At 71.8% G+C, this 20,669-nt stretch carries 17 protein-coding genes; 13 read left to right on the plus strand and 4 right to left on the minus strand.

The window, feature by feature from the left end:
• The first annotated feature begins 170 nt into the window (after positions 1-170).
• The 4 genes from eccB to E6R18_RS20320 all read left to right on the plus strand — a co-directional run bounded on the left by eccB (position 171) and on the right by E6R18_RS20320 (position 3,829).
• Complete coding sequence (gene eccB, locus E6R18_RS20305; protein ID WP_136318317.1) at positions 171-1,769, plus strand: type VII secretion protein EccB; 1,599 nt, start codon at positions 171-173, stop codon at positions 1,767-1,769.
• 34 nt (positions 1,770-1,803) lie between these two features.
• The gene (gene mycP, locus E6R18_RS20310; RefSeq protein ID WP_240799792.1) at positions 1,804-3,069 is read left to right on the plus strand and encodes a type VII secretion-associated serine protease mycosin; all 1,266 of its coding nucleotides are present in this window, start codon (positions 1,804-1,806) and stop codon (positions 3,067-3,069) included.
• 34 nt (positions 3,070-3,103) lie between these two features.
• The gene (locus E6R18_RS20315) at positions 3,104-3,454 is read left to right on the plus strand and encodes a hypothetical protein (RefSeq protein ID WP_136318319.1); all 351 of its coding nucleotides are present in this window, start codon (positions 3,104-3,106) and stop codon (positions 3,452-3,454) included.
• 69 nt (positions 3,455-3,523) lie between these two features.
• Positions 3,524-3,829 (plus strand): WXG100 family type VII secretion target, encoded by a 306-nt coding sequence (locus tag E6R18_RS20320; RefSeq protein WP_136318320.1) that lies wholly within the window; start codon positions 3,524-3,526, stop codon positions 3,827-3,829.
• A 74-nt stretch (positions 3,830-3,903) separates the two neighbouring features.
• Here E6R18_RS20320 and E6R18_RS20325 read toward each other — a convergent pair whose 3' ends face one another.
• Together E6R18_RS20325 and eccCa are read right to left on the minus strand one after the other, a co-directional pair.
• Positions 3,904-4,137, minus strand: coding sequence for a DUF397 domain-containing protein (locus tag E6R18_RS20325; protein WP_018551844.1), 234 nt, complete (start codon positions 4,135-4,137; stop codon positions 3,904-3,906).
• A 122-nt stretch (positions 4,138-4,259) separates the two neighbouring features.
• Complete coding sequence (gene eccCa, locus E6R18_RS20330; RefSeq protein ID WP_206308333.1) at positions 4,260-8,207, minus strand: type VII secretion protein EccCa; 3,948 nt, start codon at positions 8,205-8,207, stop codon at positions 4,260-4,262.
• A gap of 198 nt (positions 8,208-8,405) precedes the next feature.
• On the opposite strand from eccCa, the gene eccD reads away from it, so the two are divergent.
• The 6 genes from eccD (at position 8,406) to E6R18_RS20360 (ending at position 15,484) form a co-directional block, all read left to right on the plus strand.
• Positions 8,406-9,842 carry a type VII secretion integral membrane protein EccD gene (eccD, locus tag E6R18_RS20335; protein WP_136318321.1) on the plus strand — a complete coding sequence of 479 codons (1,437 nt, stop codon included), beginning with the start codon at positions 8,406-8,408 and terminating at the stop codon, positions 9,840-9,842.
• 176 nt (positions 9,843-10,018) lie between these two features.
• Positions 10,019-10,309: a 30S ribosomal protein S15 gene (rpsO, locus tag E6R18_RS20340; protein WP_018551846.1), complete on the plus strand. Its 291-nt coding sequence runs from the start codon at positions 10,019-10,021 to the stop codon at positions 10,307-10,309.
• Between the two features lie 270 nt (positions 10,310-10,579).
• The gene (locus E6R18_RS20345; protein ID WP_136318338.1) at positions 10,580-12,793 is read left to right on the plus strand and encodes a polyribonucleotide nucleotidyltransferase; all 2,214 of its coding nucleotides are present in this window, start codon (positions 10,580-10,582) and stop codon (positions 12,791-12,793) included.
• The gene (locus E6R18_RS20350) at positions 12,790-14,169 is read left to right on the plus strand and encodes a pitrilysin family protein (RefSeq protein ID WP_136318322.1); all 1,380 of its coding nucleotides are present in this window, start codon (positions 12,790-12,792) and stop codon (positions 14,167-14,169) included. Before E6R18_RS20345 ends, E6R18_RS20350 begins: the two co-directional genes overlap by 4 nt.
• Before the next feature lie 24 nt (positions 14,170-14,193).
• The gene (dapB, locus tag E6R18_RS20355; RefSeq protein WP_136318323.1) at positions 14,194-14,946 is read left to right on the plus strand and encodes a 4-hydroxy-tetrahydrodipicolinate reductase; all 753 of its coding nucleotides are present in this window, start codon (positions 14,194-14,196) and stop codon (positions 14,944-14,946) included.
• A 10-nt stretch (positions 14,947-14,956) separates the two neighbouring features.
• A complete protein-coding gene (locus tag E6R18_RS20360; protein ID WP_136318324.1) occupies positions 14,957-15,484 on the plus strand; it encodes a tetratricopeptide repeat protein in 528 nt (175 codons plus the stop codon).
• 73 nt (positions 15,485-15,557) lie between these two features.
• Here the strand turns inward: E6R18_RS20360 and E6R18_RS20365 are convergent, their stop codons facing one another.
• Positions 15,558-16,109: a hypothetical protein gene (locus E6R18_RS20365; protein WP_136318325.1), complete on the minus strand. Its 552-nt coding sequence runs from the start codon at positions 16,107-16,109 to the stop codon at positions 15,558-15,560.
• A 94-nt stretch (positions 16,110-16,203) separates the two neighbouring features.
• Complete coding sequence (locus E6R18_RS20370; protein ID WP_136318326.1) at positions 16,204-16,443, minus strand: hypothetical protein; 240 nt, start codon at positions 16,441-16,443, stop codon at positions 16,204-16,206.
• Between the two features lie 196 nt (positions 16,444-16,639).
• Between E6R18_RS20370 and thyX the strand changes: the two genes are divergently transcribed.
• The 3 genes from thyX to E6R18_RS20385 all read left to right on the plus strand — a co-directional run bounded on the left by thyX (position 16,640) and on the right by E6R18_RS20385 (position 20,263).
• Positions 16,640-17,377 carry an FAD-dependent thymidylate synthase gene (gene thyX / locus E6R18_RS20375; protein WP_136318327.1) on the plus strand — a complete coding sequence of 246 codons (738 nt, stop codon included), beginning with the start codon at positions 16,640-16,642 and terminating at the stop codon, positions 17,375-17,377.
• Between the two features lie 153 nt (positions 17,378-17,530).
• Positions 17,531-18,430, plus strand: a complete 900-nt coding sequence (dapA, locus tag E6R18_RS20380; protein WP_136318328.1) for a 4-hydroxy-tetrahydrodipicolinate synthase — start codon at positions 17,531-17,533, stop codon at positions 18,428-18,430.
• A 147-nt stretch (positions 18,431-18,577) separates the two neighbouring features.
• Entirely contained in the window at positions 18,578-20,263 is a 1,686-nt protein-coding gene (locus E6R18_RS20385) for a ribonuclease J (RefSeq protein WP_136318329.1), read from the plus strand.
• Positions 20,264-20,669 lie beyond the last annotated feature (406 nt).

Consider the following 20,669-nt stretch of genomic DNA (forward strand, 5'->3'; position numbering starts at 1 on the left):
GCCACGCCCGCCCGCCGGGGTGTCCGGCGGGACGGCACAGCGTACCGGCCCCCGTGCCGCGCCCGATCCCGGCGGGCATAGTAGGGCCGACAGCGGGAGCCCCCGCCGGAGTGTGCGCGCAGGTGCCCGCCGGGGTGCGGCGCGGGCGGACAGGGGAGGCGGGACGGGCCATGGTGACGCGACAGGACGAGCTCAACGCGTACACATTTGCGAAGAGGCGTGCCGTGGCGGCGTTCCTCCAGCCCTCTTCCGCCGGCTCCGACGAGGGCGCTCCACGCCCGTTACGCGCCGTCGTGCCGGGCCTCGTCGCCGGGGCCCTGCTCCTCGCGGGGTCCGGCGCCTACGGCATGTTCCGCCCGGTCGCACCACAGGGCTGGGACAGCCCCGGCGCCAAGGTGATCGTCGGCAAGACGTCGACCACCCGCTACGTGGTGCTCACCACGGGCAGGGGCCCGCATCGCCGTACCCGGCTGCACCCCGTCCTGAACCTCGCGTCCGCCCGGCTGCTGCTCGATCCGGACGACTACGGCGTCGTGCAGGTCGCCGACGACGTCCTCGACGCGGGCGGGCCCACGCGCGGACCGGTCCTCGGCATCCCGTACGCCCCCGACCGCCTTCCCGGACAGGAGGACGCGGGCACCCCCAAGCGCTGGGCGGTGTGCGAGCGGCCGGGCGGCGACGGGGCCGGCGTGCAGAAGGCCGCCTTCGTCCTCGCCGCCCGCGACCACGGGCTGACCGAGGGCGCGAACCGGCTGAGCGGCGGCGAGACGCTCTACGTCCGCGACCCGCGCGGCACCCGGTACCTGGTGGACGCCCGGGGCACCAAGTACCGCCTCGACGAGAGGCCCGCCGACCTCGGCCACCTCACCGATGCCCTGGTCGGCGGCGCCCGGCCGCAGGACGTCACCGGCGACTGGCTCGCCACCCTGCACGACGGCGCCCCGGTCGCCTTCCCGGTGATCCCCGGCGGGATCGGCGCGCCCGCGCACATCGAGGGACACCTGTCCGCACGCGAGAACCGGATCGGCGCGGTGCTGCGGACCCGGACCGGCGAAGGTACGGCGTACTACGTCGTGCTCGGCGGAAGGGTCCAGCACATCTCGGAGTTCACCGCCTGGCTGCTGATCAACTCCCCGCAGACCGCCGCCCTCGGCCAGGCGGGCGAGGCGTACCCCGCCGGCCTCCAGGACTTCGTACCCGATCCCGTGCCCTTCGCGGGCCAGCCCGTCCACTGGCCCGCCCGCAGGGCCGCCCGGGCCGACACCGCGCGCCGCAACACCGTCTGCGCCGTGCTCCGCGGGGCGGACGGCCGGGGCCGCACCACGCTGAGCACCTGGGCGGGCACCACATACCCGGTACCCATCGGCGCGGGCGGAACGAGCACGTACGTCACCCCCGGCAGCGGGCTCCTCTACACCCAGGTGCGGGGCCGGCAGACACAGCCCGACGGATCACTCTTCCTGGTGACGGACACCGGACTGCGGTACGCGGTTCAGGGGAACGGCGACAGCGATGCCGGGCACTCCGCGATCGGCGCCACCGGCGGCCCGGAAGACACTCCGACCGGTGGCGTGTTCGGCGGTGAAGGCGATCCAGGAGTCCCGGAGGGCTCAGACGGTTCAGCCGCCCGTCCCCGCGTCAACCAGGCGCAGATCCGGCTCGGCTACGGGAAGGTGACGCCCGCCCTCGTACCGGCGGCGTGGTCGGAGTTCCTGCCGCGCGGACCACGACTCGACACCAACAGCGCCCGCCGCCCGCAGGGTTCCTGACGGCCGGAAGGGGAACGGAAGGATGGCGTACCGGATGAGCGTGCGACTGGGGGCGGGCCTCGCCGCGCTGGCGGCCCTTGCCGCGCCCCAGCCCGCGCGAGCGGCCACCGGACCGGTCGGCGGTGCGTGCGCCTTCCCGGCGGAACGGCAGTTCGAGGGCCGCCCCTGGTCGCTGCAGCGCGTGCTCCTGGACGAGCTGTGGCACGACACCCGGGGCAAGGGCGTCCGGGTCGCCGTCATCGACACCGGGGTGGACGACACCCACCCCCAGCTCATCACCGCGGTCGACGCGTCGGCGGGCGCCGACACGCTGGGGCGGGGAGGCGACGGCACCGCCGACACGGTCGGCCACGGCACCGAGGTCGCCGGCATCATCGCCGCCCGCCCCCGTGCCGGCACCGGCTTCGTGGGGCTCGCGCCCGAGGCGACCGTCGTCCCGGTCCGCCAGAACGACGCGCACGACAACGGCACGGACGCCTCGATGGCCGCGGCGATCCTCCACGCCGTCGCGCAGCACGTCCAGGTCATCAACATCTCGCAGGAGACAGTGAGGCCGCAGACCGCCGGCTCGGTCCTCGGGAGGGCGGTGGCCGAGGCCGTCGGCAGGGGCATCGTGGTCGTCGCGTCCGCGGGCAACAACGGCGCGGACGGCACCCGTACGCCCACCTACCCCGCCGCCTTCGACGGCGTCCTCGCCGTCGCCGCGTCAGACCGCAACAACGAACGCGCACCCTTCTCCCGGCCCGGGCACTTCGTCGACGTCGCCGCCCCCGGCGTCGACATCGTCTCCACGGTCCCCGGTCACGGCCACTGCGCGCGGAGCGGCACCAGCTTCTCCGCCCCGTACGTCAGCGGGGTCGCCGCGCTCCTGCGCGCCAAGTACCCGCGCTGGACGGCGGCGCAGGTCGTCGCCCGTATCGAACAGACCGCGGAACGCTCCGTCAACGGCCGTGACGACTTCGTCGGATGGGGTGTAGTCGACCCGGTCCGCGCACTGTCCGGCGACGACGCCCCGCAGGACGCCCCGCACCCCGACGCGCCGCCCGCAGGGGCCGAGGAACCCGACCCCGCGCCCCTCTCGACGGGGGAGACCCCGCAACGGCGCGACCGCCGCTACGCCGTCTGTGCCATGGCCCTCGCGGCCCTCCTGACCGGCGCGGTGGCGGGCGCGGCGGCCGTCGCCCGCGACCTGAGCCGGCGCCGCGCGACACGTGCCCGGCGGCCCTGCCCGCCCCGCCCCGCGGACCCGGGGCGGGGCCGCCGGACGGGCGGGGACGGAAGGGCGCACTGGCTAGCCTGATCCGGCTGACCGGCCCCAGAGAGAGGACCCTCGTATGACCAGCCCCGCGGGTGGATTCGCGCTTGCCGACGATCCGGTCGTCCAGGCCAGGAACAAGATCGTCCACACCGCCGAGGCGGTGTCCCGGCAGTCCCGGGAACTGGCGGACATCCTCGCGACGGTCGGAGCCGGCTGGACCGGTGCGGGCGCCTCCGGATTCACCTCCGCCCAGCTCGTCGTCAACGAGGACCACGACGAGATCCGGCGCCTCCTCGGCGTACTGCTGCACGCCGTGGACGGCACCAGGAACCTCAGCAACGCCAACGACGAAGAGGTCCGCGCCGCCTTCCGCGCGGTGCGGGAGCCGGCCGCCACGGGCAGCGCCTCCGCCCTGAACGGCGTCTGAAACGCCCGCCGTTCCCCCGGACAAGGGAAGCGAAACCGTTCCCCCCGACACCATCAGAGGAGGCCCCCGATGGGGCACGACCCGCACACCAAGGTCAGGTACGAGAGCGTCCAGGAGGTGGCGAACCGCATCCGCGCGGTGTCACGGAACATCTGCCAGGACCTGGAGGAGATGGACGGCGCGCTCAAGGTCGTCACCGACACCTGGGAGGGCCGAGCCCACACCGAATACGTGACGCTCCAGCACAAGTACCGGGACAAGGCCGACCACATGAAGAGCCGGCTGGAAGAGGTCGCCCGGATCATCGAGACCGGCAAGGACCACTACCGGGCCACGGACCTCAGAGCCTCGCGCCTGTTCACCGAGGCGTACTGAACAACAGCTGCCGGGCGGGTGCGCCGGAGGGGCACGTTCACCCGAACGTGCCCCTCCGGCGTACCCGGGCGTGACTACTTCAGGTCGAACTCGCCGTCCCTGGCGCCCAGGACGAACGCACGCCACTCGGCCTCCGTGTACCGGAGCACGGTGTCCGGGTCCAGCGAGGACCGCATGGCCACCGCCCCGCCGGGAAGATGCGCGATCTCGACGCGCTCCTCGTCCTGCTCGGTGCCCGGCGCACTCAGCCACTCCACCCCCGAGATGTCGAGTGCGTACAGCTCGTCCTTCTCCGCCTGCGTGCCCATCGTGAGGGTTCCTTTCCGTGCATGCCTCTGCACGGCACCGTACAGGCACGAAGGCGCCGGGGGGCCCGGTCCGCCGATCCGCCCGCGCCCGCCCGTGAACCGTCCACCGGGGCGCCCGGCGGTCACCGGTCCCGCTCCGGCAGCCAGCCGGTCTGGACGAGCCGGCCGCCGCCGCGCCGGGTGGCGAAGTACCCGCGCCCCGGCGGCATGGGACGCCCGCGCACCGCGCCGATGAGATCGCCCTCCGCCGGGTCGCCCGACAGCACCACCCCCTGGGCGCCCAACTCCTTGACGCGCTGCATGAACGGCTCGTACATCGCCCGCGAGGCCCCCGCGGAGCTGCGTGCGACGACGAACCTCACCCCCGCGTCACGGGCGAACGGCAGGCAGTCCGCCAGCGGGGCCAGCGGGCTGCCCGTACCCGTCGCGACCAGGTCGTAGTCGTCGATGACGACGAAGATCCGCGGCCCCGTCCACCAACTGCGCTCCCGCAACTGCCGCGGCGTGACGTCCGCGGGCGGACGGCGGCGCGCGAACACCCCGGCCAGCGCCTCCATATGGGTCCGCAGCGCGTCCGGAGTCGGCGCGTACTCCAGCAGATGGCCCTCCGGCAGCGCGCCCAGCAGCCCCCGCCTGTAGTCCCCGACGACGAGCTTCGCCTCATCGGGGCAGTGGCGGCGCGCGATCTGCCGGACGAGCAGGCGCAGCAGAGCCGTCTTCCCCGACTCGCCCTCGCCGAACACCAGGAAGAACGGATCGGTGTCGAAATCGGCGAACACCGGTTCCAGATCCGTCTCGGCGATCCCGATCGCGACGCCCCGCCGGGGGAACTCGTCCCCCTTCGGCAGCTGATCGGCGGGCAGTACGGCCGGCAGCAGCCGCACGGCGGGCGCGCCCGGACCCGGCCAGTGGGCCCGCACCCGCTCGACCAGCGCGGCCGTGCCGTCACCCGGGCCGCCCGCACCGTCCGCCGGGCCCGCGCACGGCAGCGCGCCCATGAAGTGCAGCCCCTGGGGCACCTGGCCCCGGCCCGGCACCCCGGCGGGCACCTGGGCGGCGGCCTTCCGGTCGAACTCCGAGTCCGACACGTCACCGAGCCGCAGTTCGAGCCGCCCGAGGAGCTGGTCCTTCAGCGCGGCCCGCACCTCCAGGTAGCGGGCGGCCGTGAGGACCACGTGCACCCCGTAGCCCAGCCCGCGCGCGGCGATGTCGGTGACGACCGGTTCCAGCTCGTCGTACTCGGTACGGAAGCCGCCCCAGCCGTCGATGACCAGGAAGACGTCCCCCCAGGGCTCGCCCGGCCGTTCCCCCTCGGCGCGTTCGCGCCGGTACGCGGCCATGGAGCCGGTGCCCCGGGCACGGAACAGCTCCTCGCGGCCCCGCAGCACCCCCGCCACCTCGGCGACCGTGCGCCGCACCCGCTCGGGGTCCAGCCGGGAGGCGACCTGGCCCACGTGCGGCAGCCCCGTGAGCGACGCCAGCGCGCCACCGCCGAAGTCGAGCCCGTAGAACTGGACCTCGCGCGGTGTGTGGGTGAGCGCGAACGACATGATCAGCGTGCGCAGCACCGTCGACTTGCCGGACCGCGGCCCGCCGACCACCAGCAGGTGCCCCGTCGCACCGGAGAAGTCCTGGTACAGCACCTCGCGCCGCTGCTCGAACGGCTTGTCGACCAGCCCGAGCGGGACGGTCAGGCCGCCGGGCCCGCCGTCCACCGCGGCGGTGAATCCGCGCTCCGGGTCCGTCGCGAGATCCGGGAGCAGCTGGTCCAGCGCCGGGGCCCGGTCGAGCGGCGGCAGCCACACCTGATGGGCGGGCACCCCCTGTCCCTCCAGGCGCCGCACCACCACATCGAGCACGGTGTCGGCGAGGGCGTCCGCCCCGGCGGCCGGGGGAGCGACCGCGGCGGCCGGCGCGTCCGCCTCCGGCACCGGCAGCGCGTCGAACAGAGCCGCCACCGGCCCGGCCGCGCCCGGCCCTTCAGCGCCGGCCGAGCCGCCCGGCCGGTAAGGACCCGAGACGTACGCCGCCTTGAACCGCGTCATCTCCCGCGTCCCCGCCTTCAGGAACCCCGAACCGGGCACCGGCGGCAGCTCGTACGCGTCCGCCACGCCCAGCGCAGCCCGCGACTCCTCCGCCGAGAACGTCCGCAGCCCGATCCGGTACGAGAGATACGTCTCAAGGCCGCGCAGCCTGCCCTCCTCCAGCCGCTGCGAGGCCAGCAGCAGATGGACGCCCAGCGACCGGCCGATGCGGCCGATCCGGATGAACACGTCGATGAAGTCGGGTCTGGCGGTGAGCAGTTCGGAGAACTCGTCGATGACCAGCACCAGCGTGGCCAGCGCTTCGAGCGGCGCGCCCGCCGCCCGCGCCCTCTCGTAGTCGTGCACACCGGCGAAGTTGCCCGCCGCCCGCAGCAGCTCCTGGCGGCGCTGCAACTCGCCGCGCAGCGCGTCGCCCATCCGGTCGACCAGCGCGAGGTCGTCGGCCAGATTGGTGATGACGGCCGCCACATGCGGCATCCCCGCCATCCCGGCGAACGTGGCACCGCCCTTGAAGTCCGCGAGCACGAAGTTCAGCGTCTCGGAGGGATGGGTGACCGCCAGCCCGAGGACCAGCGTCCGCAGCAGCTCCGACTTCCCCGAACCGGTCGCCCCCACACACAGGCCGTGCGGCCCCATCCCGTCGAGCGCCGACTCCTTCAGGTCCAGCACCACCGGGCCGCCGTCCTCACCCACCCCGATGGGCACTCGCAGCCGCTCCGCCACCGGGCGCGGCCGCCAGGTCCGCTCCACATCGACCGCGCCCGCGTCGCCCAGATCCAGCAGATCGGTGAAGTCCAGCTCGGCCAGCAGCGGTTCGTCACCCTCACGCCCGCCGGGCCGCAGCGGGGCCAGCCGCCGGGCCAACGCCTCCGCCGCCGGCAGCGAGAGCCCGTCCGGAGCCCCCTCGTACGCCTCGTCCGGCCCCCTCTCCACCCGCAGCCGACCGGACCGCACCACCACCGACAGACCGCCGCGCGCCCCCTCCCGCTCACCCGGCGCCACCTCGACCACCGTCACCCCCTGCGTCCCGCCCGCCGCCGCGAGCACCGAACCCGCCGACGCCCGGACCCCGTCCAGGACCACCACCACATGCGGCCGGTCCGGCAACGGCGCACCCTCCGTACCGAAGCGCGGCCGCCCCTCCAGCAGGCCGCTCAGGAAGGGCTCCAGGCCCGCCGCGTCGTACGCGAACAGCCGCCTCGTACCGGCACCGTCCACCTCGCCCGGCACCTGCACGTGCGGCAGCCACTTCACCCACTCCCAGCACCCCACCGCACCCCGCGCCGCCACGACCGCCACCACCAGGTCCCGCGGCGAGTGCAGCGTCACCAACTGGGCCAGCAACGCCCGCGCCACCGAACGGGCCGGCCCCTCCTGACCCCCCACCCGCACCCGGTACGCCTCCCGCAGCGAGACGCACAACGGCAGCCCCTCCAGCCGGCCGTGCACCCCAACGAACCGCCGCACCGCCGCCGCGCACACCGGCTCCGGCTCACCCGCCGCACTCTCCGGCACCGACAACGGCGTCGAAAGCCCCTGCTCACCGAGCCCGACCCGCACCAGAGCGAAGTCCGCGTCACCCGCCCGCCGCTCCCACACCCGCCGGCCGTCCGCGACCACCGACCACAACTGGTCCGGGGCGGGATGCACATGGAGCAGAGCGTCACGCTGCGCCCGCGCGGTCCGCCGCACCTCGCGCCGGGTCCGCGCCAGATACGCGAGATAGTCGCGCCGGACGTCCGCCGTCCGCCCCTGCGTCCCCCGCCGGTGACGGACCACCTGGGCCCCCACCATCGCCACCGTGGACACCAGCATCAGCACACCCATGACCCGCATGAACGGCGGCGCCTGCGGCGAGAAGAAGAACACCACCGACGAACCCATGCCCAGCACCGGGAGGAGCTGCATCAGCACCCCCTCCCGCTGCCCGCGCGGCAGCACCGGGGGCGGCTCCAACAACACTTCCTTCGAGGGAACTTCCGGCGGCACGTCCCGTGGCGGACGCTTCACGACGATCTGGCTCACCGGTGCATCAATCCTTCGGTGCGGACGGGCGGAAGGCGGGCGCGGCCGCACCGGACACCGGTGCCTCACCTGCCGGCGACCGGCCTTCGAGGGTCCGTGATCCTATGCGCTGTCACCCTTCGCCCCTTTCCGCCCGATAGGGTGGCCCGCCCATCGTGCGGACACCGCCGACCAGCGACGAACAGGGGCCCCCGACACGTGAGTCCGACCGCAACGACCGGTTTCTGCCGGGTGACCGTCGTGACCCCCGACAGCCGGATCGACGTCGCCCTGCCCGAGGACATCGCCGCCGCCGACATCTGGCCGGAGATCCTGCGCCTCACCGGCAGACCCCGGACCACCACCGCCCCCACCGGCTACCACCTCGTACGCCTCGACGGCACGGTCCTGCACGGCGACCGCACCCTCGCGGCCCAACGCGTCCTGGACGGCGAACTCCTCACCCTGCGCCCCTTCGCCGCCTCGCTGCCCCCACCCGTCTTCGACGACGTCGCGGACGCCATCGCCTCGGCCGGGCGCGACCGCCACCTGTGGAGCGACGACCTGCTGCGCGGCGCGGCCCCGGCGGCCGGCGCGCTGCTCCTCCTCCTCGCGGCCCTCGTGCTGTGGCAGGCCGCCCCGGACCACGCCATGCACGGCCTGCCCGGCGTCGTCGCCGGCACCGCGGGACTGCTGCTGATCACCGTCGCGGGGGTACGCGCCCGGGTCTACGCGGACCGCGTCACCGCCACCGCACTCGGCCTCGGCGCCCTGCCCCTCGTCCTCCTCGCCGGCTCCGGCCTCATCGCCCCCGACCCCGGCCGGGGACCGGGGCGGCTGCAATTCCTGCTCGGCTGCGCCGCCGTCCTGGTCGCCGCCACCGTCCTGACCGCGCTCGCCCCGCGCGGCGACGCCCCCTTCGTCGGCGCGGCCCTCCTTTCCGGCGCGGGCGCCCTGGCGGCCTTCGCCGCGATCCTCACCGAAACCTCCGCCACCCGGACCGCCGCCGTCTGCGCCCCGGCCGCCCTCGGCCTCATCGCCTTCCTGCCCGGCCTCTCCGCCCGCTTCGCCCGGCTCCCCATCGGACACGCCCCGCCGGACCCCGCCGACCCCCTCGCCGATACGGACCCGGACCCCGATTCCGGCCCGCGCGCCGCCCCCGTCGACGCCCGCCTCGTCGCGGACCGGGCCCGGCGCGGCCACGAACTGCTGCTCGGCCTGGCCGGCGGCTGCGCGGGCCTGGTCACGGCGGCCGCCGCCGTACTCGGCTGCTCCGGCGACACCTGGGGCCGGCTCCTCGCCCTCGCCGCGGGGCTCGCGCTCCTGCTGCGCGCCCGCCTCTTCCGCTACACCGCCCAGGTCCTGTGCCTGCTCACGGCGGGCATCGGCGCGCTCGCCGCCCTGGTCGCCGGCCTCGCCCTGACCTCCCACGGCGCCGGTCCGGCCGCGCACCTCCCTGCCGCCGGTATGTGCGCGGGCCTCGTCGCGGGCGCCGTACTCCTCACCGCCGCCGGGGTGACCGTCCCGCGCAAGGGCCTGACCCCGTTCTGGGGGAGGTGCCTGGACCTGGCCGAGAGCGCGCTCCTGCTCTCCCTCGTACCGCTCTGCCTCGCCGTCCTCGACCTCTTCGCCCGCGCGAGGGCGCTCACCGGCTGACACCCGTCGGGGCCGGTCCGGGCGGCTGGTAGTCTGGCTGTGGCCGTTTGTGTACGCGTTCCCGGTTCGCTCTGGGAACTGCGCTCATCGGACCCTCGCTCCCGAGTCACCCAAGCTCCCCTGAGAACCAGACCAGGGGCACTCGTGGGCGCATCGAAGACCAAGAGGAGTACCGCGTGCCGCTCGACGCCGCTACGAAGAAGCAGATCATGACCGAGTTCGCGCAGAAGGAGGGCGACACCGGTTCCCCCGAGGTTCAGGTCGCCATGCTCTCGCGCCGCATCTCGGACCTCACCGAGCACCTCAAGACGCACAAGCACGACCACCACTCCCGCCGTGGTCTGCTGATCCTGGTCGGCCAGCGTCGCCGCCTCCTGCAGTACCTGGCCAAGAAGGACATCCAGCGCTTCCGTGCGCTCGTCGACCGCCTCGGCATCCGCCGCGGTGCGGCCGGCGGCGCCAAGTAAGGACGCTGCGCAAGGGAGCGGTTCCCTCACTCAGGGGGCCGCTCCCTTTGCCGTACGTGCGGTACCGGGGGCAACCTCAGTAACCTGGACGTACAACAACAGACGAGGAGAGGCGCCCCACGGCCGCCGCCGGTCCTCGGTAGTGGCCCCCGGGACAACGCCCGGGAGCTTCGATCGAAGACCGGCCCCGCACACACGGCGCGCTTCTCCGCTCCGTCCGACGCCACACGGGCGCCGGGACGAAAGACGACGAGTATGGAGAATTCACTAGTGGAGAACGAGACCCACTACGCCGAGGCCGTTATCGACAACGGAACCTTCGGCACCCGCACCATCCGCTTCGAGACGGGCCGCCTTGCCAAGCAGGCCGCAGGCTCCGCCGTCGCGTACCTGGACGACGACACCATGGTGCTGTCGGCCACCACCGCTTCCAAGCGGCCCAAGGACAACCTCGACTTCTTCCCCCTCACGGTGGACGTCGAGGAGCGGCAGTACGCCGCAGGCAAGATCCCCGGCTCCTTCTTCCGCCGGGAGGGCCGCCCCTCCGAGGACGCGATCCTCACCTGCCGCCTGATCGACCGCCCGCTGCGCCCCTCCTTCACCAAGGGCCTGCGCAACGAGATCCAGATCGTCGAGACGATCATGGCGCTCAACCCCGACCACCTGTACGACGTGGTCGCGATCAACGCCGCCTCCGCCTCCACGATCCTGGCGGGCCTGCCCTTCTCCGGCCCGATCGGCGCCACCCGCGTCGCCCTGATCAAGGGCCAGTGGGTCGCCTTCCCGACGCACACCGAGCTCGAGGACGCCGTCTTCGACATGGTCGTCGCCGGCCGCGTCCTGGAGGACGGCGACGTCGCGATCATGATGGTCGAGGCCGAGGCCACCGAGAAGACCATCCAGCTCGTCAAGGACGGCGCCGAGGCCCCGACCGAAGAGGTCGTCGCCGCCGGTCTGGAAGCCGCGAAGCCCTTCATCAAGGCGCTCTGCAAGGCCCAGTCCGACCTCGCCGCCAAGGCCGCCAAGCCCACCGGTGAGTTCCCGGTCTTCCTCGACTACCAGGACGACGTCCTGGAGGCGCTCACCAAGGCCGTCAGCACCGAGCTCTCCAAGGCGCTCACCATCGCCGGCAAGCAGGAGCGCGAGGCGGAGCTCGACCGCATCAAGGAGATCGCGGGCGAGAAGCTCCTCCCGGCCTTCGAGGGCCGCGAGAAGGAGATCTCCGGTGCCTACCGCGCGCTGACCAAGAAGCTGGTCCGCGAGCGCGTCATCAAGGACAAGGTCCGCATCGACGGCCGCGGCGTCACGGACATCCGTACGCTCGCCGCCGAGGTCGAGGCCATCCCGCGCGTGCACGGCTCGGCGCTGTTCGAGCGTGGCGAGACCCAGATCCTGGGCGTCACCACCCTCAACATGCTCCGCATGGAGCAGCAGCTGGACACCCTCTCCCCGGTGACCCGCAAGCGCTACATGCACAACTACAACTTCCCGCCGTACTCCGTCGGCGAGACCGGCCGCGTGGGCTCGCCCAAGCGCCGCGAGATCGGCCACGGAGCGCTCGCCGAGCGCGCCATCGTGCCGGTCCTGCCGTCGCGCGAGGAGTTCCCCTACGCGATCCGCCAGGTCTCCGAGGCGCTGGGCTCCAACGGCTCGACGTCCATGGGCTCGGTCTGCGCCTCCACCATGTCCCTGCTGAACGCCGGTGTGCCCCTCAAGGCCGCCGTCGCCGGCATCGCCATGGGCCTGATCTCCCAGGAGATCGACGGCAAGACCCACTACGTCGCCCTCACCGACATCCTCGGTGCCGAGGACGCGTTCGGTGACATGGACTTCAAGGTCGCCGGTACGAAGCAGTTCGTGACCGCGCTCCAGCTCGACACCAAGCTCGACGGCATCCCCGCCTCGGTCCTGGCCGCCGCGCTGAAGCAGGCCCGTGACGCCCGCCTCCACATCCTCGACGTGATGAACGAGGCCATCGACGTCCCGGACGAGATGTCCCCGAACGCCCCGCGGATCATCACCGTCAAGATCCCGGTGGACAAGATCGGTGAGGTCATCGGCCCCAAGGGCAAGATGATCAACCAGATCCAGGAGGACACCGGCGCCGACATCACGATCGAGGACGACGGCACCATCTACATCGGTGCCCAGCAGGGCTCGCAGGCCGAGGCCGCCCGCGCCACGATCAACGCGATCGCCAACCCGACCATGCCGGAGGTCGGCGAGCGCTACCTGGGTACGGTCGTCAAGACCACCACCTTCGGTGCGTTCGTGTCGCTCATGCCGGGCAAGGACGGCCTGCTGCACATCTCGCAGATCCGCAAGCTCGCCGGTGGCAAGCGCGTGGAGAACGTCGAGGACGTGCTCGGCGTCGGCGCCAAGGTCCAGGTCGAGATCGCCGAGATCGACTCCCGCGGCAAGCTCTCCCTCATCCCCGTCATCGAGGGTGAAGAGGACGAGAAGAAGGACGACACCGACAAGTGACGTCCCGTAGTTCCGCGACGACGGCCCGCCCCTCCTCCGAGGGGCGGGCCGTCGCCCGTACCCAAACGCTCCTCAAGGGCAGCAACGGCATCGGCACCGTGCGCCGCACGGTCCTCCCCGGCGGCCTCCGCGTCGTCACCGAGACCCTGCCCTCCGTACGCTCCGCGACCTTCGGCATCTGGGCCAACGTCGGATCACGCGACGAGACCCCCGCCCTGAACGGCGCGACGCACTACCTCGAACACCTCCTCTTCAAGGGCACCGCCAAGCGCAGCGCCCTCGACATCTCCTCCGCCATCGACGCGGTCGGCGGCGAGATGAACGCCTTCACGGCGAAGGAGTACACCTGCTACTACGCGCGGGTCCTCGACACGGACCTGCCGCTGGCCATCGACGTCGTCTGCGACATGCTGACCGGCTCGCTGATCGCCCCCGAGGACGTCGACGCCGAACGCGGCGTGATCCTCGAAGAGATCGCGATGACGGAGGACGACCCGGGCGACTGCGTGCACGACCTGTTCGCGCACACGATGCTCGGCGACACCCCGCTCGGCCGCCCCGTCCTCGGCACGGTCGACACGATCAACGCCCTGAACCGCGGCCAGATCGCCCGCTTCTACAAGAAGCACTACGACCCCACCCGCCTGGTCGTGGCCGCCGCCGGCAACATCGACCACGCCACCGTCGTACGCCAGGTCCGCAAGGCGTTCGAACGAGCCGGTGCCCTCACCCGCACCGACGCCGTCCCCACCGCGCCCCGCGAGGGCTCCCGCGCCCTGCGCACCGCCGGCCGGGTCGAGGTGCTGGGCCGCAAGACCGAGCAGGCCCACGTGGTCCTCGGCATGCCGGGACTGGCCCGCACCGACGAGCGCCGCTGGGCCCTCGGCGTCCTCAACACCGCCCTCGGCGGCGGTATGAGCTCCCGCCTCTTCCAGGAGGTACGGGAGAAGCGCGGCCTCGCCTACAGCGTCTACTCGTACACCTCCGGCTTCGCGGACTGCGGCCTGTTCGGCGTGTACGCGGGCTGCCGGCCCAGCCAGGTGCACGACGTCCTCAAGATCTGCCGCGACGAGCTCGACCGGGTCGCGTCGGACGGACTGAGCGACGAGGAGATCGGCCGCGCCATCGGCCAGCTCTCCGGCTCCACCGTCCTCGGCCTGGAGGACACCGGCGCGCTGATGAACCGCATCGGCAAGAGCGAGCTGTGCTGGGGCGAGCAGATGTCGGTCGACGACATGCTGGCCCGTATCGGCGAGGTGACACCGGACGACGTCCGCTCGGTGGCGGGCGAGATCCTCGGACACCGCCCCTCGCTGTCCGTCATCGGACCGCTCAAGGACAAGCAGGCCGGCCGCCTCCACGAAGCGGTCGCCTAAATCCTCCCGTAAGGAAGCAGAGCAATGAGCAAGCTGCGCGTGGCCGTTCTCGGCGCCAACGGCCGTATCGGCTCCGAGGCGGTACGAGCCGTCGAGGCCGCCGACGACCTGGAGCTGGTGGCCGCACTCGGCCGGGGCGACAAGCTGGAGACCCTGGCGGAGACCGGCGCCCAGGTCGCCGTCGAGCTCACCACCCCCGCGTCGGTGATGGACAACCTCGACTACTGCGTCGGCCACGGCATCCACGCGGTGGTCGGCACCACCGGCTGGACCGACGAACGGCTCGCGCAGCTCAACACCTGGCTCTCCGCATCCCCGGAGACCGGTGTGCTCATCGCACCGAACTTCTCCATCGGCGCGGTCCTCACCATGAAGTTCGCCCAGCAGGCGGCCCGCTACTTCGAGTCCGTCGAGGTCATCGAGCTCCACCACCCCAACAAGGCCGACGCCCCCTCGGGCACCGCCGCCCGCACCGCCCAGCTCATCGCCGACGCCCGCCGCGAGGCGGGCTGCGCCCCCCAGCCGGACGCCACCAGCACGGCACTGGACGGGGCGCGCGGCGCGGACGTCGACGGCATCCCGGTCCACTCGGTCCGCCTGCGCGGCCTGCTGGCCCACCAGGAGGTGCTGCTCGGCGGCGAGGGGGAGACCCTCACCATCCGGCACGACTCCCTGCACCACAGCAGCTTCATGCCGGGCATCCTGCTCGGCGCCCGCCGCGTGGTGACCACTCCCGGCCTCACGTTCGGCCTGGAACACTTCCTCGACCTGAACTGACTGGCCCGCCATGCGCGCAAAGATCACTTACGTCGTCACCGCCGTCGTCCTCGTCTTCTACTTCGTCCTGGTCGGCAGCCGCGGCGTCCTGCTCATCGAGCACGGCACCCTCATCACGGTGACCTTCGGGATCGCCGTACTGGTCCTGCCGGCGATCGGCGTCTGGTTCCTGTGGAAGAACACCCAGTTCGTCCGCAGGGCCAACGCCCTGGCCGCCGAGCTGGACGCCGAGGGCGGCCTGCCGGTCGACGAGCTGCTGCGTACGCCCAGCGGCCGGATCGACCGGGACTCAGCCGACGCGGTGTTCGCCCGCCGCCGCGAGGAGACCGAGGACGCCCCCGACGACTGGCGCTGCTGGTTCCGCCTGGCCGTCGCCTACCAGGACGCCCGCGACACTCCCCGAGCCCGCAAGGCCATGCAACGAGCAATCGCCCTGCACGCGGCCACACCCAAGCCCAGCCCGCCCGGCGACCACTCCAGCCCGTCCGGCGAACAGTCCAGCCCGTCCGACGACCATTCCAGCCCGTCCGGCGTTTGAGGACAAAAAAGAGCCGTCCGGCGATTGAGGACACCCCACTCGCCGGACGGCCACGCACGACCTACCGCTACCGCTACCGCTGCCGGTACTCGTCCCCCCACGCCTCAATCGTGTCGGCGGCCCGATCAAACGCCTCCCCCCGCGCAAGGAAATCCGCGTTGGAGTCGGTGAGCAGCGGCGGCACCGCGTCCCCGCCCTTGCGGACGACGATCAGCGCCTGGCCCTGCACCGTACGGGGGAGCCCGAGCCACTTCACCGGCTGCTGCACCGTACGCACGGCGGTGGCCCCGCTCCACGGCACGGTCGTCGTCCGGAAGAAGCTCACACGGCGCACCCCGTGCCGGCTCACCCAGGCGCCGATGCGCAGCATCCGCAGCGCGCACAGGATGATCGCCAGGGCGAGCGCGAAGCACGCGCCCGCCCCGGGCAGCGCCCCGGCGAACGCGGTGATCATCCCCGCGAACAGGATGAACGAGGCGAGCAGCAGCAGACCGGCCGCGGCGGCGACCCGCCACGGACCGGGACGGTAGGGCCGCCGCCAGCTGTCGTGGTCGTCGAACGGCAGCGCGACGTCCTCAGCGTCCGCGTCAAACGCGCGGTCGGCCGTCAGGAAGGGCAGGGGCACGACTGATCCTCACTCACAAGCACGCTCGATTGCTGTGCCCGGTGAGGCTACCGAGCAGGTGCCCGGCCGGACCACCCCAGGGGGTCCGTCCGGGTCAGCGCGCGTGCGCGGCCTCGGTCTGCTGGCTGTGCGCGGGTGACTTCTCGGGGGCCAGCGCGGGCAGCCCGAGCAGCAGTGCCCCGACGAGTCCACCGACGACGGCGAGACCGACCAGGACGCTTCCGGCCCGCTCGGAGACGGTGCTGCGGGGGCGCGGAGGCGGTGTGACGTTACTGCGGAACCGGTCGGCCTCGGCGACGAACGAGAACGGGACGGATTCACGCCGGCGGAACATGAGGTGGCTCTCCTTGAATTCTCTTTCGGGTGGTGCTACTGAGTCAGACGTACGGCGGGCCCGATCGGTGCCCCGAATCGCCGGTTCGCCCGGGGAAATCACAAGAAAGCCACCGGGCAGACGCGGAGGCGGGGGTCCCGGTTCGCGGCCCGTAAAGTGGACGCCGCCCGAGCGACACCATTGGAAGGACCCGTCGGTGACCGACACCCCCGAGCCCACAAAGGCCCACTTCCGCAGCGATGTCACCGTTGACCTGGTGAAATCCGCCGCGGGTGACGCCGACGTACTGTTCGCAGCCCGTGTCTCCACGGCCGGCGAGCAGTCCCTGGAGGAGGTCACCAAGGACCCCGAGCGTTCGAAGGGGCTCATCAACTTCCTGATGCGGGACCGGCACGGAAGCCCGTTCGAGCACAACTCGATGACCTTCTTCATCAGCGCCCCGATCTTCGTGTTCCGCGAGTTCATGCGGCACCGCGTCGGCTGGTCGTACAACGAGGAATCGGGCCGCTACAGGGAGCTGGAGCCGGTCTTCTACGTCCCCGGAGAGTCCCGCAAGCTCATCCAGCAGGGCCGCCCCGGCAAGTACGAGTTCGTCGAGGGCACCCCGGAGCAGCACGCGCTGACCAGCCGGGCGATGGAGGAGTCCTACCGGCGGTCCTACGACGCGTACCAGGAGATGCTGGCCGCGGGCGTGGCCCGCGAGGTGGCCCGCTCGGTCCTCCCGGTCGGCCTGTTCTCCACGATGTACGCCACCTGCAACGCGCGCTCGCTGATGCACTTCCTCGGCCTGCGTACGCAACACGAGATGGCGAAGGTGCCGTCGTTCCCGCAGCGGGAGATCGAGATGGTCGGCGAACAGATGGAGGCGCACTGGGCGCGGCTCATGCCGCTCACCCATGCAGCCTTCAACAAAAACGGACGTGTCGCCCCATAGGGCGGTGTCCGTATTGCGGCGTTTCGTGAAGTTCATCTAGGCTGATCAAACGGACCCGGCACTGCTTGAACCCCCGAGCAGGCAGTGCCGGGCTCCTCTTGCTTGTCCCCCCGAGGGGGCACCGTGCGCCGAGCAACGAGTAGCGTGTTACCCATGGCTCCGATCTCCACTCCGCAGACCCCCTTCGGGCGGGTCCTCACCGCTATGGTCACGCCGTTCACGGCGGACGGCGCTCTCGACATCGAGGGCGCGCAGCGGCTCGCCACCCACCTGGTGGACGCAGGCAACGACGGCCTGATCATCAACGGCACCACCGGCGAGTCACCGACCACCAGCGACGCGGAGAAAGACCAGCTCGTGAGGGCGGTCCTCGAAGCAGTGGGCGACCGGGCACACATCGTCGCCGGCATCGGGACCAACGACACCCGCCACAGCGTCGAGCTCGCCCGCACCGCCGAGCGCAGCGGCGTCCACGGCCTCCTCGCTGTGACGCCGTACTACAACAAGCCCCCGCAGGAGGGCCTGCTGCGGCACTTCACCGCCATCGCGGACGCCACCGGACTGCCGGTGATGCTCTACGACATTCCCGGCCGCAGCGGGGTGCCGATCGACACGGAGACGCTCGTCCGGCTGGCCGAGCACCCGCGCATCGTCGCGAACAAGGACGCCAAGGGCGACCTCGGCCGCGCGAGCTGGGCCATCGCCCGATCGGGCCTCGCCTGGTACTCCGGCGACGACATGCTGAACCTCCCGCTCCTGTCGGTCGGCGCGGTCGGCCTCGTCTCCGTCGTCGGCCACGTCGTCACTCCCGAGCTGCGGGCCCTCATCGAGGCCCACCTCGGCGGAGACGTCCAGAAGGCCACGGAGATCCACCAGAAGCTGCTGCCGGTCTTCACCGGCATGTTCCGCACCCAGGGCGTGATCACCACCAAGGCCGCGCTGACGCTCCAGGGCCTCCCGGCCGGCCCCCTGCGCCTGCCCCTGGTGGAGCTCACCGCCCAGGAAACGGCACAGCTCAAGATCGACCTCGCCGCCGGCGGGGTACAGCTCTGACAACCGACTTCACAACTGCATACGCGTCACAACTGAACACGCGGAGAAAACCGCGCCACAGCACGGCCCAAGACAACAGCAAGTGCACGAATGACATGCGCGCCACGTGCCCAAGCGGTACGTGGCGCGCGTGGTAAGGAGAGTCTTTTGAGTCATCCGCATCCTGAACTCGGCACCCCGCCGAAGCTCGCGAAGGGCGCCCTGCGGGTCACCCCGCTCGGCGGCCTCGGCGAGATCGGCCGCAACATGACGGTCTTCGAGTACGGCGGCCGCCTGCTCATCGTCGACTGCGGCGTCCTCTTCCCCGAGGAGGAGCAGCCCGGGATCGACCTGATCCTTCCCGACTTCACGACCATCCGGGACCGCCTCGACGACGTCGAGGGCATCGTCCTCACGCACGGCCACGAGGACCACATCGGCGGTGTCCCGTACCTGCTGCGCCTGAAGCCGGACATCCCGCTCATCGGCTCCAAGCTGACCCTCGCGCTCATCGAGGCCAAGCTCCAGGAGCACCGCATCCGCCCGTACACCCTTGAGGTGGCGGAGGGGCAGCGTGAGCGCATCGGCGTCTTCGACTGCGAGTTCGTCGCGGTCAACCACTCCATCCCGGACGCCCTCGCGGTCGCCATCCGCACGCCCGCGGGCATGGCCGTCGCCACAGGTGACTTCAAGATGGACCAGCTCCCGCTGGACGGCCGCCTCACCGACCTCCACGCCTTCGCCCGGCTGAGCGAGGAGGGCATCGACCTGCTGCTCTCCGACTCCACGAACGCCGAGGTCCCGGGCTTCGTCCCGCCCGAGCGGGACATCCAGAACGTCCTGCGCACCGTCTTCGCCAATGCGCAGAAGCGCATCATCGTGGCGAGCTTCGCCAGCCATGTGCACCGCATCCAGCAGATCCTGGACACGGCCCACGAGTACGGCCGCAGGGTCGCCTTCGTCGGGCGCTCGATGGTCCGGAACATGGGCATCGCCCGTGATCTGGGGTACCTCAAGGTGCCCGCGGGACTCGTGGTGGACGTCAAGACGCTGGACGACCTGCCGGACGACGAGGTCGTGCTCGTCTGCACCGGTTCACAGGGCGAGCCGATGGCGGCCCTGTCCCGGATGGCCAACCGCGACCACCAGATCCGCATCGTCCAGGGCGACACGGTCATCCTGGCGTCGTCGCTGATCCCCGGGAACGAGAACGCGGTCTACCGCGTGATCAACGGCCTCTCCCGCTGGGGCGCCAACGTCGTCCACAAGGGCAACGCCAAGGTCCACGTCTCGGGCCACGCCTCGGCCGGCGAGCTCCTGTACTTCTACAACATCTGCCGGCCGAAGAACCTGATGCCGGTGCACGGCGAGTGGCGCCACCTGCGGGCCAACGCCGAACTCGGCGCCCTCACCGGGGTACCGAAGGACCACATCGTCATCGCCGAGGACGGCGTGGTGGTCGACCTCGTCGACGGCAAGGCCAAGATCGTCGGCAAGGTCCAGGCCGGGTACGTGTACGTCGACGGCCTCTCGGTCGGCGACGTCACGGAGACCTCCCTCAAGGACCGTCGCATCCTCGGCGACGAGGGCATCATCTCGGTGTTCCTGGTGGTCGACAGCACCTCGGGCAAGATCGTGGGCGGTCCCCACATCCAGGCCCGCGGCTCCGGCATCGACGACTCGGCGTTCACCGCGGTCGTGCCGAAGGTCGAAGAGGCGCTCAACAAGTCGGCCCAGGACGGCGTGATGGAGCCCCACCAGCTCCAGCAGCTGATCCGCCGCACGGTGGGCAAGTGGGTCTCCGACACCTACCGCCGGCGCCCGATGATCCTCCCCGTCGTCGTCGAGGTCTGACCCTCCGACAGGCGCGAACTCCGGAGCGGAGCCCCCGATTTGCATCGGGGCGCTCCGCTCCAGTACGTTTACGTCTCCGCCTCACCGGGAAGCAGCCCGCGCACTCGTGCGTCGCGATGCTCCCGCAGGGGGGCGGGAATTCCGACTCAGAACTTCTGATAAAGTCGGAGCCGCCGGAAAGGGAAACGCGAAAGCGAAGAACTGGAAAGCGAAAAGGCACGACCCGCTTCGACCGGGAATCGGACACGAAAGAGTCTGATAGAGTCGGAAACGCAAGATCGAAGGGAAGCGCCCGGAGGAAAGCCCGCAGGGGTGAGTACAAAGGAAGCGTCCGTTCCTTGAGAACTCAACAGCGTGCCAAAAGTCAACGCCAGATATGTTGATACCCCGGCCTGCTTCGGCAGGT

The sequence above is a fragment of the Streptomyces sp. A1277 genome (assembly GCF_004795015.1).
Classification (GTDB): domain Bacteria; phylum Actinomycetota; class Actinomycetes; order Streptomycetales; family Streptomycetaceae; genus Streptomyces.